General features: G+C 39.4%; 12 protein-coding genes. All 12 read left to right on the top strand.

What is annotated here, in order from left to right:
* Positions 1-636 precede the first annotated feature (636 nt).
* The gene (locus tag AC0VXV_RS08645; protein ID WP_475531180.1) at positions 637-2,238 is read left to right on the top strand and encodes a spore germination protein; all 1,602 of its coding nucleotides are present in this window, start codon (positions 637-639) and stop codon (positions 2,236-2,238) included.
* 19 nt (positions 2,239-2,257) lie between these two features.
* Positions 2,258-3,451, top strand: a complete 1,194-nt coding sequence (locus tag AC0VXV_RS08650) for a Ger(x)C family spore germination protein (RefSeq protein ID WP_475531181.1) — start codon at positions 2,258-2,260, stop codon at positions 3,449-3,451.
* Between the two features lie 10 nt (positions 3,452-3,461).
* Positions 3,462-3,695: a hypothetical protein gene (locus AC0VXV_RS08655; RefSeq protein WP_475531182.1), complete on the top strand. Its 234-nt coding sequence runs from the start codon at positions 3,462-3,464 to the stop codon at positions 3,693-3,695.
* Positions 3,696-3,722: 27 nt separating this feature from the next.
* Positions 3,723-4,838 (top strand): GerAB/ArcD/ProY family transporter, encoded by a 1,116-nt coding sequence (locus AC0VXV_RS08660; RefSeq protein ID WP_475531183.1) that lies wholly within the window; start codon positions 3,723-3,725, stop codon positions 4,836-4,838.
* Between the two features lie 717 nt (positions 4,839-5,555).
* The gene (locus AC0VXV_RS08665; RefSeq protein ID WP_475531184.1) at positions 5,556-6,905 is read left to right on the top strand and encodes a glycoside hydrolase family 28 protein; all 1,350 of its coding nucleotides are present in this window, start codon (positions 5,556-5,558) and stop codon (positions 6,903-6,905) included.
* Positions 6,906-6,927: 22 nt separating this feature from the next.
* A complete protein-coding gene (locus AC0VXV_RS08670; RefSeq protein WP_475531185.1) occupies positions 6,928-8,268 on the top strand; it encodes an ABC transporter substrate-binding protein in 1,341 nt (446 codons plus the stop codon).
* Between the two features lie 138 nt (positions 8,269-8,406).
* Entirely contained in the window at positions 8,407-9,348 is a 942-nt protein-coding gene (locus tag AC0VXV_RS08675) for a carbohydrate ABC transporter permease (protein ID WP_475531186.1), read from the top strand.
* Positions 9,349-9,354: 6 nt separating this feature from the next.
* Positions 9,355-10,191: a carbohydrate ABC transporter permease gene (locus AC0VXV_RS08680; RefSeq protein WP_079526475.1), complete on the top strand. Its 837-nt coding sequence runs from the start codon at positions 9,355-9,357 to the stop codon at positions 10,189-10,191.
* Between the two features lie 31 nt (positions 10,192-10,222).
* Positions 10,223-11,560 carry an ABC transporter substrate-binding protein gene (locus tag AC0VXV_RS08685; RefSeq protein ID WP_475531187.1) on the top strand — a complete coding sequence of 446 codons (1,338 nt, stop codon included), beginning with the start codon at positions 10,223-10,225 and terminating at the stop codon, positions 11,558-11,560.
* A gap of 83 nt (positions 11,561-11,643) precedes the next feature.
* Entirely contained in the window at positions 11,644-12,750 is a 1,107-nt protein-coding gene (locus tag AC0VXV_RS08690) for a glycoside hydrolase family 88/105 protein (RefSeq protein WP_475531188.1), read from the top strand.
* Between the two features lie 222 nt (positions 12,751-12,972).
* Positions 12,973-14,751 carry a sensor histidine kinase gene (locus AC0VXV_RS08695; RefSeq protein ID WP_475531189.1) on the top strand — a complete coding sequence of 593 codons (1,779 nt, stop codon included), beginning with the start codon at positions 12,973-12,975 and terminating at the stop codon, positions 14,749-14,751.
* Positions 14,744-16,279 carry a response regulator gene (locus AC0VXV_RS08700; protein WP_475531190.1) on the top strand — a complete coding sequence of 512 codons (1,536 nt, stop codon included), beginning with the start codon at positions 14,744-14,746 and terminating at the stop codon, positions 16,277-16,279. Before AC0VXV_RS08695 ends, AC0VXV_RS08700 begins: the two co-directional genes overlap by 8 nt.
* Positions 16,280-16,470: the final 191 nt, after the last annotated feature.

The following is a 16,470-nucleotide window of genomic DNA, read 5'->3' on the forward strand; positions in this document are numbered from 1 at the left end:
TCTTCTTCAGCTATCGTGCGCGATTCTTCAATAAGAAGATCGCGTTTTTCCGTTATAGGGCCATATTGTGGAATAACACATTACCTGAGAAGGTAGATATTTCTATTATAAATTAGGCAACACTGGAAGGAATAAATTCACTACACAAAAACCTTTTAATCATAATTAAAATTGATTTTAACATATTACTCTAATTATTTAAATAATATGTTCCTTTCTGAAAGTCTAATACTTATTTCTGAATAATACATTCAAAGTTGTTTTAAATAACTTCACAAGTGGAAGTTTGGAAATACAGAAAAACGATTCTCAATATACGGAAGCTTATTGAGCTTTTTAAGAAGATAAATGCTTATTTTCATTGAATGGCCATATTTTGTTCCAACTAGCCACTTTCTTGTTGGCTGTGCCCCTGCCATCTTTTTGGAGAATTATGTCTATATTCAATAAGACAATTAATTGAACGGCAATTTTATTATATAACAATGCCAAATTTACTATTGGAGTCAAAAGTGTTTTTATTAAACGTATAAAAAAGACCTTTTAGTCCATACTCTAAGATAGATTTTATAGTGAAAATAGAAAAAATGAATTGATATTATATAAAGTTTAAAAGAGGAAGAAGAGAGGGAAACTATGTGGTTTTTAAAAAACAAAAACTCTTGTGAAATTAATTCTTCTTTCACTTCTCAGAGTCAAGCAGAAACTACCAAAGCAAACGACATAATAAAAACAAGTCTTAAACAAAACTTACAAATTATAAAAGATACTCTTGGAACAAGTTCGGATATTATCATTCGTGAAATTCTAATTGGCAAAGAAGGAATTATTAAAGCAGGCATTATATATACTGACGGACTAACCGATACAGCCTCGTTACAAAACTTTATTCTGGAAACGCTCATGCTAGATATTAAGGAGGTTGAATTACTGGGAAAGTCTCTTCCGCAGAAAAATATTATTACCGTACTAAAAGATGTCGCCATGACAGTAGGAGATATTAAAGAAATTGCAAATTTTGATGTTCTATTTACGAACCTTTTGTCAGGGGATACGATTATTTTGATCGATGGCTATAATCAAGGCTTAACTATTTCCAACAGGCAATGGGTCGAGCGTGGGGTAACGGAACCAGTGGCCCAGACAGTAGTTAGAGGTCCGCGTGAAGGTTTTACCGAAAATTTACGTGTCAATACGGCCCTAATCCGCAGGAAAATAAAAGATCCGAACTTTTGGATTGAGTCAAAGAAGATTGGTACACGAACGAAAACAAATGTTGCCATAGCCTATATCAACGGCATTGCAAATGACAAAATAGTAAAAGAAGTCAATTTACGTTTGGATCGAATAATTATTGATGGAATTCTTGAAAGTGGAAATATCGAGGAATTCATTCAGGATACGCCATATACACCTTTTCCAACTGTCTTCAATACAGAAAGACCGGATGTAGTAGCCGCTGCACTACTCGAGGGGCGCATAGCTATCATTGTAGATGGAACACCCTTTGTGCTAATTGTTCCAGCATTATTCATTCAGTTTTTTCAATCTCCGGAAGACTACTATGTTCGCACGCTTATTGGGAGTCTTGTTCGACTCCTTCGTTTTTTATCATTTACAATTACATTGCTGGCACCCGCATTATTTATTGCCATCACGACGTTTCATCAAACTATGCTACCACCTGCACTCCTCATCAGTCTTGCAGCTCAGCGAGAAGGTGTTCCATTTCCTGCATTTGTTGAGGCACTTATAATGGAAATCACTTTTGAAATTTTACGCGAAGCTGGCGTAAGGATGCCGCGAGCCATCGGTTCAGCAATGTCTATTGTTGGGGCATTTGTTATAGGGACAGCAGCTGTGGAAGCAGGTATAATTTCAGCTGTGATAGTAATCATCGTTTCAATAACTGCCATATCTAGTTTTGTTTCACCTTCATACGACATGGCGATTGCTACTAGGATTCTCCGCTTTGCATTTATGGCTTTAGCGGCTTCGTTTGGGCTTTATGGAATTACTATTGGTTTAATTGCTCTTATTCTACATTTATGCAGTTTGCGTTCTTTTGGTGTACCTTATATGTCACCAGTAGCTCCCTTTAATGTTTCCGATCAAAAGGATACGTTTATTGTATTGCCAATATGGAAAATGTTTACTTCACCACATCTAATCAGTCAAAAAAATAGGGTTAGGCAACAATATCCATCCTCTGCAAAACCTGCACCAACAAAAAAATAAGGAATCGAGGGGTTAAACTATGAAAAAGTACATGTTTATTCTCTTAATTCTTAATTTCATTCTTACGGGGTGTTGGGATAAGAGAGAATTAAACGAGCTGGCCATAACGTTGGCATTGGGCATCGATAAAGTGGAGGGTGAGAATGAATACCAAGTAACCGCTCAAGTGGTAGTTCCTTCGGCAGTATCCAAAAAAGATGGGGCAGGGGGAACAGCAGTCACTCTCTTTACCGGGAATGGGGAAACAGTTTATGAAGCCATTCGTAGAATGACAAAGGTCTCGCCAAGGAAGATATACCCTGGACATCTTCAAATGCTTATCATTGGCGAAGAATTAGCTAAGGAAGGAATAGGCGAATCTTTGGATTTACTCTCTAGGGATTGGGAACTTCGGTCCGACTTTTATGTGGTTGTTGCTAAGGATATAACCGCTAGAGAAATTCTCAATGTCACAACAGATTTAGAAAGTATACCAGCCAGTAAGATGTTTACAGGTCTTAAAGTATCGGAAAAGGCTTGGGCGGGTACAAATGGTGTTACGTTAGATGAGTTGATAGTTGATCTTATAAGTGATGGAAAAGAAGCAGTACTAACTGGGATTCACTTAAAAGGAAATCAACAAATAGGATCTACCCAACAGAATATAGAATCAATTTCTAAAGCTGCCCAAATTCAGTATGATAATTTAGCGGTGTTTAAAGGAGATAGACTGATGGGTTGGTTAACGGAAAAAGATAGTAGAGGGTATAGTGGGATTACCAACTCAACTCAATCAACAGTAACATCAATATCTTGTCCTGACGAAGGGAAATCTACTATAGAAGTGAATCGATTCCATTCTAAAGTCGAGGGGAAAATCGTCCAAGGAAAACCGGAAATAAACATCCATTCGAAAGCCGAAGGTAATGTAGAGGAAGTAAGATGTAAAATTAATCTAGAGAATCCGGAAACAATAGAGGAGATTGAAAAAATTTACGAAGAGGAAGCGACAAAAACCATTAAAGAGACAATCGATGTCTTACAAAAAGAATATAAATCAGACATATTTGGATTCGGTGAAGCCATCCATCGCGCGAATCCGAAAGAGTGGAATAAGATTAAGGGAAATTGGGACGAAGAATTTTCAAACTTAACAGTGAACGTAAAAGTAGATATGAAAATTCGCCTTACAGGTACGGTAAACAACTCTTTTTTAGAAAAGATTAAGGAATAGTGCATAGTGCATGTTAAAAGTTATTGGAATACTATTATTTGCTACTGTCATTTTGTTAATTGAAGTTCCGCCTCTTTTAGAGAAAAAATATAAAAAAGAGTTGTTCGTTTTTTCATTTCTTTTTGTTATTGGAGTAGGATTAAGTATTGTACTAGGATTAGGAAAAACTATTCCGAGTCCGGTGGAATTGCTAAGTATTATATTTAAACCGGTTATAGATGTTATTTCTTCTTTGTGGAAATAAAAGATTGCTTTGGAAGGATGGTATGGCATGATGCAAAACGTTAAAATAAATTCCTACCAATTTCTAGTGTTAGTCACCTTATTTTCGGTTGGTACAAGTATCTTAATTGTACCATCCATTTTAGCTTCCGAGACAAAACAAGATGCTTGGATTGTTTCAATACTTAGTACTGTAATTGGATTGATGGTAATATGGTTATTTTGCGTAATCGCTCAATGGTTTCCAACCCTTACTTTTGTCCAAGTTATGGAAAAGATTTTAGGGCAATGGATAGGGAAAGCTATATCTCTTCTATTTGTGTTCATGTCTTTTCTTTATACCGCAAGCCTATTATCTTATTCAGGTACATTTCTCCACACACATTTAATGCCTAATACGCCCATGGCAGCCCTTAATATCCTTTTGATGATCATTATCGTGATGGGCGTCCGCTTGGGACTCGAAACAATTGCACGTTCTGCTGAAATGTTAATTCTTTTTTGCTTGATATTTTTTCTCTTTTTAGTATTATTCATTTCACCCCAGGTTAATTATGAAAATTTACAACCAGTATTTGAAGCAGAACCCAAAAAAATTATTAAATCATCTTTATCTTTTATAGAAGTAACTTCGGTCAATGCTATTGTTTTATTAATGATTTTCCCTGCCTTTATTAATTCAGGTTTAAAAGCTAAAAAGTTCTTTTTTATTGGAAACTTATTAGGTGGAATTGTGATTACTATCTTCACATTTTTATGTGTTGCAGTATTAGGTGCTTATAATACTGGAGTAGAGCAATATCCGGGCTATGCACTGGCCAAAAGAATAAGTATCGGGGAATTTATACAACGTATTGAGGCCTTAATGGCTACACTTTGGATTATCGCTCTTTACTATAAGGCAACCCTTTATTTTTATGCATCCGTTCTAGGAATTGCACAGATATTCAATTTAAAAGATTATCGCCCGTTAACAATACCGTTAGGAATAATTGCCCTAGTCATTTCTCTTATAATTTACCCTAATGTTGTTTACCAACATTATTGGAACGCTACAATCACCTTATTCTTATCTTATTTAATAGGTGTATTCCTACCTCTTTTGCTTGTAGTAGTTTATGCTATTCGAAAAAAACAACTAAAGAAAGTCCCTGAAAGTTCTTAAGGGTTGGTTGATTCAACTAATCAGCAAACATTCAGCAATTTATTTGCCAATGCAAATCATAATGCATGAATATAACTTTATATAACTAACATAGATTTGTCGTTAAGCATTAGATTTTCAAATGGAAGGCATTGCTATATTTTTGACGGAAATATCAGATATGGAAGAAGGTAGTGAAGAAAGATTTTCTTGGACAGGCAAAATCATTTCAGTTAAATAAAATAAGCACCTAAGACTCTAAATCCTTCTTATAATACAGCTCGCAGAGATGATTGGCATCATCAACGGTGTGGCCAATTTGGTTTTGTTTGTAAATCGGTAAGGGAAAGCTGGAGAATCCGACCAGTGTGGTTAGTTTCAGAAGGGGTTAGAACCGGGCGATGGATGGGAGTTAATTAACCATGGAAATAAGAGGAGATAATAGGTCATATTTTTTGAGGTATCTAGTAAAATTTCTATTTTAAGATAATAAAAAGATTTGAAGTAATGGAATATTTTCTTTTTGAAATGCTTTACAACTGAATTAAAAGTAACTGTTTTAATTTAATACCTACAGCAAAATTTAAGATGCAATCAAAAAATAACTCCCAAAAACCTACAATATTTTACTATCTTCCCCGTACTTTTTTTAGCATTTACACTCTATAGCTAGACTTCAATTAGTAAGATTTTATATGCTAATCTCAATAAGATTTTAATTACAAAGGATGGGATACGATGCAGCAGCATAGTACGGCGGTTTATAATATTGAACAGTTTGGTGCGGTTGGTGATGGCTGGGCCAATAATACATCGGCGATTAAGCGTGCGATAGAGGCTTGTTCACAGGGCGGGGGCGGAACGATTTATGTGCCTGCCGGTGTGTACGTTACAGGAGCGATTGAATTGAAAAGTAATATGCATCTGCATTTGGAGGCGGGTTCCGAGCTTCTGTTTTCAAATGATCGAGCGGATTATCCGGTTATTTTTTCACGCTGGGAAGGTGCGAGTCGTGAGGTGTATATGTCCTGTATTTATGCCTGTCATGCTGAAAATATCGCAATTACCGGTTTTGGCACATTGAATGGACAGGGTGCCTACTGGTGGAAACTGTTTAAAGAGGACTCTCTGGTATATCCTCGCCCTAATTTAGTAAGCTTTGACCATTGTGAGCGAGTGCATATTGAGCAGGTGAAAATGATTGATTCACCGAGCTGGACCGTACACCCAAACGATTGTAATAATGTAACGATTTCGGCTTTAACGATTATTAATCCGACGAATTCCCCGAATACGGACGGCATTAATCCTGAATCGTGCCGCAATGTGAAGATTTCCGATTGTTCGATTGATGTCGGGGATGACTGTATTGCAATAAAGGCGGGTACAGAGGATGCGGAGCGCGCGATTCCTTGTGAAAATATAACGATAACGAACTGTACAATGCTGCATGGACATGGCGGGGTCGTATTTGGCAGTGAGATGAGCGGGGATATCCGGAATGTTGTCGTGTCAAACTGTATTTTTGAAGGGACAGACCGTGGGATTCGCTTTAAATCACGACGCGGGCGAGGCGGTACGATCGAAAATATCCGTGTGAGCAATATTGTGATGAATAATGTCATTTGTCCGTTTATACTAAACTTATACTATTATCACGGTCCACGAGGAATGGAGCCTTATGTTTCGGATAAAAGTGCGCAGCCTGTGACAGCGTTGACACCGAAATTCAGAAATATTCATTTTTCAAATATAACTGCGACGAACGTGGCTGCAGCTGCGGGCTTCTTATATGGATTGCCGGAAATGCCGGTTGAGGATATTACATTCAGCCATATCCGTGTCGCGATGAAACCGGATGCACAACCGGATCTGCCGGCAATGATGATAGATTTGGAACCGATGAAACAACGTGGTTTTTTCTGTTCCAATGCAGAAGATGTATTGTTCGAGCATGTGACGGTCAAACAACATGAAGGGCCGGCATTTGAAATAACAAATAGTAAAAATATCGTGATGGAACATTGCCGTTCCAAAGAAACGGCAAAGGATGAAGTGCTCGTTCAAATGTCGAATGTAAGAAGCTAGCTGGCGTTAAGGGGGAATCACATTGAGCAGCTTACGAAAAACCTATATATTATGTGTCATTCCCATTTATTTACTGTTATTGCTGTCGGGTTGTTCAAGTCAGGAAGTAGAAAAAGCGGATAGCTCGCAGGAAAAAGACGTGACATTAACGTTTTGGTTCGATGATGCTGGTCCGTTACGAACGGCCATTTGGGAGGAAATGATCGACGCCTTTGAAAAGGAGTATCCCCATATTCATATTGAATACGAAGGCTTCGTGAAGGATATCGCGAAATCAAAATTCAATTCGGCACTCGCAATGCAGTCATTGCCGGATGTAGGAAGTATTTATACGAGTTGGTTACCGGAATATACGTACCGTGAAGCGTTGCTGCCACTAGATTGCTATTTCGAAAAATGGGCGGACGGAGACAAAATTACGGAGTCTCTGATCAGTTACAATCGACATTTATCACAAGACCATAAATTGTACGGATTACCTTATTCAAGAAATATGGATGTCCTCTGGGTACGCAAAGATTGGCTCGCCGACTATGGCCTGGAAACGATTGAAACATGGGATGACTTTTTTCATACTGTTGAAACCTTTACGGATAAGGAGCTGCAACAATACGGCTACAGCATTCGCGGCGGAGAAGGGTCGTCACTGCAGCTGCAGCGGATGATGTATGCCTACTCGGGGATTTCGACGTATATTGAAAATGGTGAAAGTACGATTGATGATCCACGCCATGTGGAGTTTCTGGAAAAATATTTGACGCTTTATGGTTTGCATACATCCAGAAATGATATTGTGAAGGATTATAAAGGAATGCTCGATGATTTTGAGCATGGGGCTGTTGGTTTAATCCAACATAATATTGGCTCTTATGCAGAACATCAAAAAGTTCTGTCACCGGATCAGTTCGAATCATTGCCCTTACCGAAGTCGGTCAATGGTCACTACACTGTTGAGGCAGGCAACACGATGGACATGGTGATGTTCGAGGGTACGAAACATCCAAAAGAGGCATGGACATTTATTTCGTTTATCGCGTCGCAAAAGGGACAAAGCCATTGGAACAAACGGGTCGGACAATTGCCGACACATCAGGAAGTGCTGCAGGAAGATTGGGTGAAAAATTCCCCGCATTTGCAAACAGCGCTTTCTGTCTATGAAGATCCGCAAACAAAAATGTACGAGCCACCTTTTTATTTAATTGGGTACAACTCCATCCGGTATACGATTGTTGAACCGGGGCTCCAGGAAGTGCTGAGCGGGACGAAAACGATTGAGCAGTTCCTGGGAGAGTGGAGCGAGGCCATAGAAAATGAGTATGCACAATATGAAAAATATCATGCCCAAACGGAAAGCGCTGAGTAAGTGAAAAACTTGCTCAGCGCTTCTTTTATGACATCTAAATGTGAAGATTCTTAAAATTTTTATCTAACATCTTAATATTTTGAATATTTCGGGAAAGCGTTTTCAATTAGAATAATGTGTAAGAAGGGAGGAAATTTAATGAGTTATTCCCCAGAAGTAAATGAACCAGTATTGGAAAAAAAGAAAAGCGAAAAAGTCCGTAAATTTAATAAGGCGAAGTTGGTTCCTTATCTATTTATTACGCCGGCCGTACTAATGGTTGTAAGTTTCCTTTTCTACCCTATTGGAATGGTATTTTATTATAGCTTCCAAAACTACGATATTTCGGCACCTTACTATAATAGTTTTGCAGGGCTCGATAACTTCGTGAATATTTTTACCAATGATAAGCTTTTCTTCCCGAGTCTACTCAACAGTTTGAAGTGGGTTGTTACAGAAGTGGGGCTTCAATTGGTATTTGGTTTGAGTCTGGCACTGTTGCTCAACCAGACGTTTAAATTTAGAGGGATTATTCGTGCGGTTGCGTTTATTCCATGGGCGATTTCAGGTGTACTGGCATCTGTTATCTGGTCACTGATGTACAACGAGCATATGGGTGTTTTGAATGATATCCTGATGCGTTTAGGCATTATCGATTCACCGCAAGCCTTTTTGGCAAGTACATCTACAGCATTTGGTGCAGTAGTCGTTGCCGAACTTTGGAGAGGGATTCCATTCTTTGCAATTACACTTTTGGCAGGTCTGCAAAGTATTCCGCAAGAATTGTATGAAGCAGCGCGTGTAGATGGTGCAAGTCGTTGGAAATCATTTCTGTTTGTAACATTGCCGCAGCTGAAAAACACAATTATTTTGACGACACTGCTCCGAGTTGTTTGGGAGTTTAATAATGTTGACCTGATCTTCAACTTAACAGGCGGCGGTCCTGCACATTCGACAACGACATTGACGATGTATATTGCAGAATTAGCTGTTCATGGCAGTAACTTTGGATATGGCTCAGCGCTTACAGTCATTTCGTTTGGTATTCTATTAGTTTTCGCAGCGCTTTATCTGAAATTATCTCGCTATGAAAAGGAGTGATAACGTATGTTTTCTAAAAATAAAAAAATAGATAAGTTGTTGACACTTTATGTGCCGCTCGGAATGTTGTTAAGTTTTACTCTTTTCCCGCTTTACTGGACGATCAATACGGCATTCAAGCCAGAAGGGGATATTATGAATCGTCCGCTTGAATATGCGCCGCTTAATCCGACAGTGGAAAATTTTGTAATGGCGTGGAATAATGTCGGGTTTGCCACATTTATGAAAAACAGTTTAATCGTCGGCGTCAGTACAGTAATTGTCGTATTAATCTGTTCAACATTATCCGGCTATGCATTGGCCCGTTATCAGTTCAAGGGAAAACGCGCCTTTATGCTGATGCTGTTATGTACGCAATTTATTCCGAGATCAATGATGATTATTCCGTTGTTTATCATTTTCAAAAATTTAGGGCTGATTAGTAGTCCACTCGCTTTAATTATTACGTATACGGCAATTGAGATTCCGTTTACGACCATCTTAATGAGCGGGTTCATCGCAAACGTTCCGAAAGAATTGGAAGAAGCGGCGATGATTGATGGTTGTACGAAACTTCAGTCCATCCGTCATGTCGTGTTCCCACTGCTTCTCCCAGGTATCGTCGCAACAGGTGTGTTTACATTCATTTACACATGGAATGAATTTTTAATTGCCTTAATGCTCACGAATCGTCAGGACCGGTTCACCTTGCCGGTCGGTCTTAGTACGATGATGGGTGAATTCAATGTCAACTACGGTGCGTTGGCAGCGGGCAGTGTCATTGCTTTAATTCCGGCAGTAATTTTATTTGCATATGCACAGAAGCATTTAGTCAATGGTATGGGTGGAGCAGTAAAAGGTTAATTTTACATTAATTTATAAGGGGTGAAGGCTGATGTTCAAAAGTAAGTTCAGAAAATCAATGGCAATGGGTACGATTGCAACAGCGTTATTATTGGCTGCTTGTGGGGATGATGAGTCAACGGGTAAAAAAGAGGTATCTGCAGAAAATGGAAAGCCGGTAAAAATTACGTTTTGGGATGAAAATGCCGGACCGCAGCGTACTCCAATTTGGGAGGAATTAATCTCCCGTTTTGAGGAGGAAAACCCGATGATTGATGTAGAATATGTCGGATTACCGAAAGACTCGGCAAAATCAAAAATGGATGCGGCCATCGCAGCGGATGATACACCGGACTTAGCATCTGTCCAAACGAGCTGGTTACCTGAATTCTCGATTCGGAACGCATTACTGCCATTGGATGACTATTTTGCAGATTCAGAGCTGAACGGTCTGATTAATGAGGGGGCTTTGAATTTCAATAAGGATATTGTAGCGGATAAAAAATTATACGGTATTCCTTACACACAAAACCTGGATATCCTCTGGGTACGTAAAGACTGGTTTGAAGAAAAAGGGGTAAAAATTCCTGAGACTTGGGATGAGTTTTATGCAGCTGCAGAAGCATTGACGGATAAAGCGAATAATCGCTACGGCTACACAATCCGGGGCGGCGCAGGCGGATCATTCCAAATTCAGCGCATGATGTACGCGTACAACGGGTTTGAAGATTATTTGACGAAAGACGGCAAAGCAACGATCAATGATCCTAAAAACATTGAGTTTATTGAAAAGTATTTATCATTATATGAAGAGTATACACCGAAAAGCGATATTACAAACGGCTATAAAGAAATGATCGCCGGCTTTGACACAGGTGTAGTGGCTATGGTACAGCACAACATCGGTTCATTCGGCGAGCACAATAAAGCATTGGAAGAGAGTCAGTTCCAGGCTATTCCACTGCCTAAATCGGAAAACGGCAATTACGTGGCGGAAGGCGGAAACACCATCGGTATTTCAATTTTCAATGGGACAGACAATCCGGACGAAGCATGGAAATTTGCAGAATTCCTGAATTCTGCTTCTAGTCAAAGTTACTGGAATGAGCAAGTTGGTCAGATTCCGACGAACGGTGACGTGTTAAAAGAAGACTGGATTCAAAATTCACCTCATATTCAAACAGCATTTGAAGTGTATGATGATCCGAACACAGTTCTATATAAGCCGCCATTCTATTTACCTGAATACCGTTCAATCCTGGATGGTACGGTCGATGCCGGAATCCAATCGGTTATGAGTGGCAAAGCGTCACCACAGGAATTTTTAGATGAGTGGGCTGCTGCGATAGAAACTGCGCAAGCTAAATACACAGAGCACTTCGGCAAATAATAAGAAAAAGGGTGCGGTGCTTCAGCCACACCCTTTGTTTTTTGAAAATACAGATGGCGCTTAAGCTAAAGGAGAGGGCACAAATGAGAACGACATCCGAAAATATTACGGTGAATACACCGCTTGTACTGGCGGAAAAAGCATGTAAGGCGATTATGAATACGTATACACCGGATCAGCTGCCACCGGCGAATTCCTTCCACTATCATCAGGGGGTATTTTTATACGGCATGCTTCGTGTATGGGAAGCGACAGGTGATCAGCAGTATTTTAATTATATGAAAGGCTATATTGACAGCCTGATAGACGAAGAGGGTAATTTATATTTTGCACGTGATGAGCTGGATTCTGTGCAGGCCGGCATTTTACTGTTCCCGTTATATGAACAGACGAAAGACCGCCGTTATTTAGTCGCTGCAAAAAAACTCCGACATCTTCTGTATTCGATTAACCAGACGACAGAAGGTGGTTTCTGGCATAAAGACAAATATCCTTATCAGATGTGGCTGGACGGATTGTTCATGGCTGGTCCGTTTATGCTTATGTACAATGATCATTTTGTCGAAGAAGAGTTAGTGCTGAACGTCATACGCCAGGAAAAACTGATGCGTAAACATATGAAAGATGAGAAAACAGGCTTACTGTTCCATGCATGGGATGAGAAAAAAGCGCAACCATGGGCAGACCCGGAAACAGGGTGCTCACCGGAATTTTGGGGACGTTCTGTCGGCTGGTACGGAACGGCGCTCGTCGATATTTTGGAACTGATCGACGGTTCACGTGGTCAGGAAGAAATCGTCCAATCCTTAAAAGATTTAGTACCAGCAATTACAAAGTTACAGGATGAGAAGACGGGATTATGGTATCAAATCGTGAATAAAGGTGACCGTGCTGATAACTGGCTGGAATCTTCATGCTCGTCCCTGTTTATTTACTTCATCGCAAAAGCGATTAAACTTGACTTGGTAGATGATTCATATCAACAAGTAGTAAATAAAGCGTATGACGGGCTAATCGAGCATATGGTCGATGTACAGGAGGATGTAGCCAATCTAAAAGGCATCTGTATCGGCACGTCAGCAGGAGTGTACGACTATTATGTGGACCGTCCGACATCCGAAAACGATCTGCACGGTATGGGTGCATTCATCTTAGCGAGCGTGGCTTTGCATGACATAACGGCAAAATAATAATAATAATATAAAGGTACCCGAATCAAGGGTACTTTTTTCTTGCCTTTGAAAAAATAAATGTAAAGTGCTACACGTTATGTTAGAATAATTGGAATATAAAGAAAATATGAATTTTACTAGTTCATTCTATTTGTATGCGCTTTATGTTTGAAATATCTTACTCTTATATGAGAATGGAATGTTTGGTAGGTGTGGCATCTGGAACGACTGAGGACATTTTTGTATAAATATATTTTTCATTCCTTTAAAACAACAATGAATATGTTGTTTTTGCCGATTGTGATTATATGTATTTTAGTAACCGGCGGTGTGTCAACATATATCGCTACGGTCCAAATTGAAGAGAATACGTATCAAAGTATGAACGATACGATTTATCAGACAAAGAATTATTTAGACCATACCCTTTCGGATTTGTTTTCGCAGCTAGTGTCCATTTCCTATGATACACGGCTCGTCAACTTATTGATGAAGGAGCAGGAGCAAATCGTACCGGAAGATTATATTCCAATCGATAAAAATCTGCAAATTATTTACGGGCGTTACAGTACGATTTTGGAGTCGGCTACGATTGATTTGAACGAAAGGGAATTTCTGATATATCAAAGTGAATTTACGAGGAAACCTGTTATTGATTATGATGACTTTTTCGTGAATTACCGGGCAGATAGTGAAAATTTTAAATGGAAAAATGTGCATGAAGACGTAGCGTTCCATACCGGAAATGCGGTGATGTCGATGTACAAGCTTTTGGAACTGAATGACCTGGAGAAAAGGGGTATTGTACTCTTTAATATTCGTGAGGAATTTTTCGGAAAGGTGCTGAGTCGATCACTCATCGGGGAGAATGGTTATTTGGCGCTGATTTCAGAAGACGGCATCTATCAGTCGAAGGAACTTGAAACGAAATATACGCTTGATGATGAGACATTTCAGAAATTGCATCAATTATCAACTTCAAAAGATCAAATTACATATACAAATGAAGACAATGAGGAAATGATTGTCATTTATGATACTCTTGAGTCCAATGGCTGGAAAATTGCGGCAATTGTTCCTGAAGATGACCTGTTGAACAAAGTGGAGTATATAAAAATATTCGCCGTGTTTTTAATTATCATCATGATCGGTCTCGTCGTATTTGTAACGAATATTTTTATTTCCTATATGTCGAAACCGTTTCAGAAATTGGCGAAACAGATGGATCTCGTCAATGAAAACCATCTTTATCTGGAAGAAAAAATTTCAGGACCAAAAGAAATGCGCGTGTTAAACCGCGGTTTTATCGAACTGATCGACCGGATTAACGTGTTGATGGACCAGGTGATTTTGGAGCAGGAAGAAAAACGCCAGCTGGAATTTGCGATTATGCATGCGCAAATCAATCCACATTTCCTCTATAATACGCTTTACTCGATTAAAGGGCTTTGTGACATGGGCATGACAAAAGAAGCGAGCCAGATGGTCACGGCGTTATCGAATTTTTTCCGTATCGGGATTAGTAAAGGGAAAGAAATTATCTCGGTCAAAGAAGAAATCGAGCATATCGAAAACTATTTAATCATCCAGGAAATGCGCTATGGGGATGATTTCACGTATGAAATCGATGTGGAAGAAAGCATATTGGAAAATGAGATTGTTAAACTTTCGTTGCAGCCGATAATTGAAAATGCGATCTATCATGGCGTAAAACAAAAGCGCGGACAAGGAAAGATTGTTATTAAAGGGTACCGGGACCCAAATTATGTTTATTTGGAAGTTTCGGATAACGGAACAGGAATTTCGGAGGAACGGCTTGAAGCGATTCATGCCGAGCTGCAGCTGAATTATCAAGAGCAGAAGCAATATATCGGAATTGGCATAAAGTCTGTCAATGACCGAATTAAAATGCAGTACGGGGAAGCTTACGGACTCACAATCCGAAGCAAATATGGTGAAGGAACATCGATGATTATTACTATTCCGGTGACAACAGGGGGCTTGACAAAGGATGTATAAAATAATCGTAGTAGAGGATGACCGCATAATTCGTCGAGGCATTTGCCAGACGATTCCATGGGGAGAAAACGGGATAGAAGTTGTAGGAGAAGCAAGTGACGGGGAAATGGCACTTGACCTGATTGCACAGCAGCAGCCACATCTCGTCATCTCAGATATTAATATGCCTTTTTTAAATGGGCTCGATATGGCGCGTCAACTAAAAGAAATCAGCCCACAGACAAAATTTATCTTTTTAACTGGTTATGAGGATTTTAGTTATGCGCAGCAGGCTGTACAGTTAAAGGCATTTGATTACTTACTGAAACCGGTCGATTCGGAACTGCTGCTGGAAAAGGTAAAGGAAGCGCTAGCTGAATGGTCCGAAACGTTTTCAAATGAACAGTTGCTCGTGGAATCGCGTGCAATACGGCAACAGAAATTTTTTAAACAGCTCATGACAGTTGGTGCAACGGAGACCGATATCGAAAAAGGGCTTTCGGATTTGGATGTACACTTAGACGGGACATGCTATTCGGCAATTGTTGTTCATGATGGATGCGAAGGGCAGTTGCTTGATGAGCAGATTGTTCAGCTTGCTACGACAAAGCTTGATGTAGATAAATTTCATCTGCTGTCGGTAGAGGACAATGAATGGGTATTGCTGATCGGTCATGATGGAGCAGGAGAGGCTGTAGACCTGGCATCCTTCTTGCTTGACCAGCTGCAGGATGTAACACTGGCATATGGGCGCCCATATACGAATTTGTTCGAAATTGGCCGTTCGTTTATCGAGGCAAAAATGGCGTTGGATTTGCGCTATATTATGGGGACAGGCAAATTGTTTTCAATTTATGATAAAGTGACGAACGGTGAGCAGACAGCGGAAAAATTAAGAGCCATTGATGTGAAACTGATTGCACAGATTAAGCAAGGAGTTCCGGAAAAGGTAGAGGAGCTGCTTGAAGAATTTCATGATGCGATCATCGACTATCAATCGTTATCGCTCGCGGATCTGAAAGTGATGACGCTAAAATATGCAACACTGTTATCATTTGAAATCGACCGCTGGAGTAAAGACGAGGCTTCGACCCATTCGGATGATGTATATAAGGCAGTAATGAAAATGAATTCACTGCACGACATGATGCAAATTATCCGGAAGCTTATTCACCAATGGTCGGAAATTCTTTATCAAAAAGAGGAAAGCAAGTTTAAAAGCCATGTTGATCTCGCAATTCACTATATGAATGAATATTATTCGGACAGCACATTAACATTGCAGAAACTGGCCAAGATGATTCATGTAAGTGCACCGTATTTAAGCAATCTGTTTAAACTCGAAAAAGGGTTTAATTTTGGGGACTACTTATTGGAAATGCGCATGAAAAAAGCGATGGAGCTACTGCGAGAAGAAAGTTTGAAAACATATGAAATCAGTGAGCAGGTAGGGTACAGCAACCCGCAATATTTCAGTATTTGTTTTAAGAAATACACTGGTAATACACCCGCAGAATTTAAAAAGAAACTGGATCCGAATGTCAGCTAGCGGTATTAGATGCCGCTAGCTTTTTTGTATTTCGGATTGAAGATCGTGCTTATGTGTACAAATATTTAAGAAAATCGTTTGATATTTTAAGGACATCGTTACGTAACATTGTAAACCCTTACATCGTTTTTTATAATCGGGTTGTAACAATATTCAGAAAACAATTGCAGAGGTTATGGAAAACAGACCGA

This window comes from Solibacillus sp. iso_87, assembly GCF_056173085.1.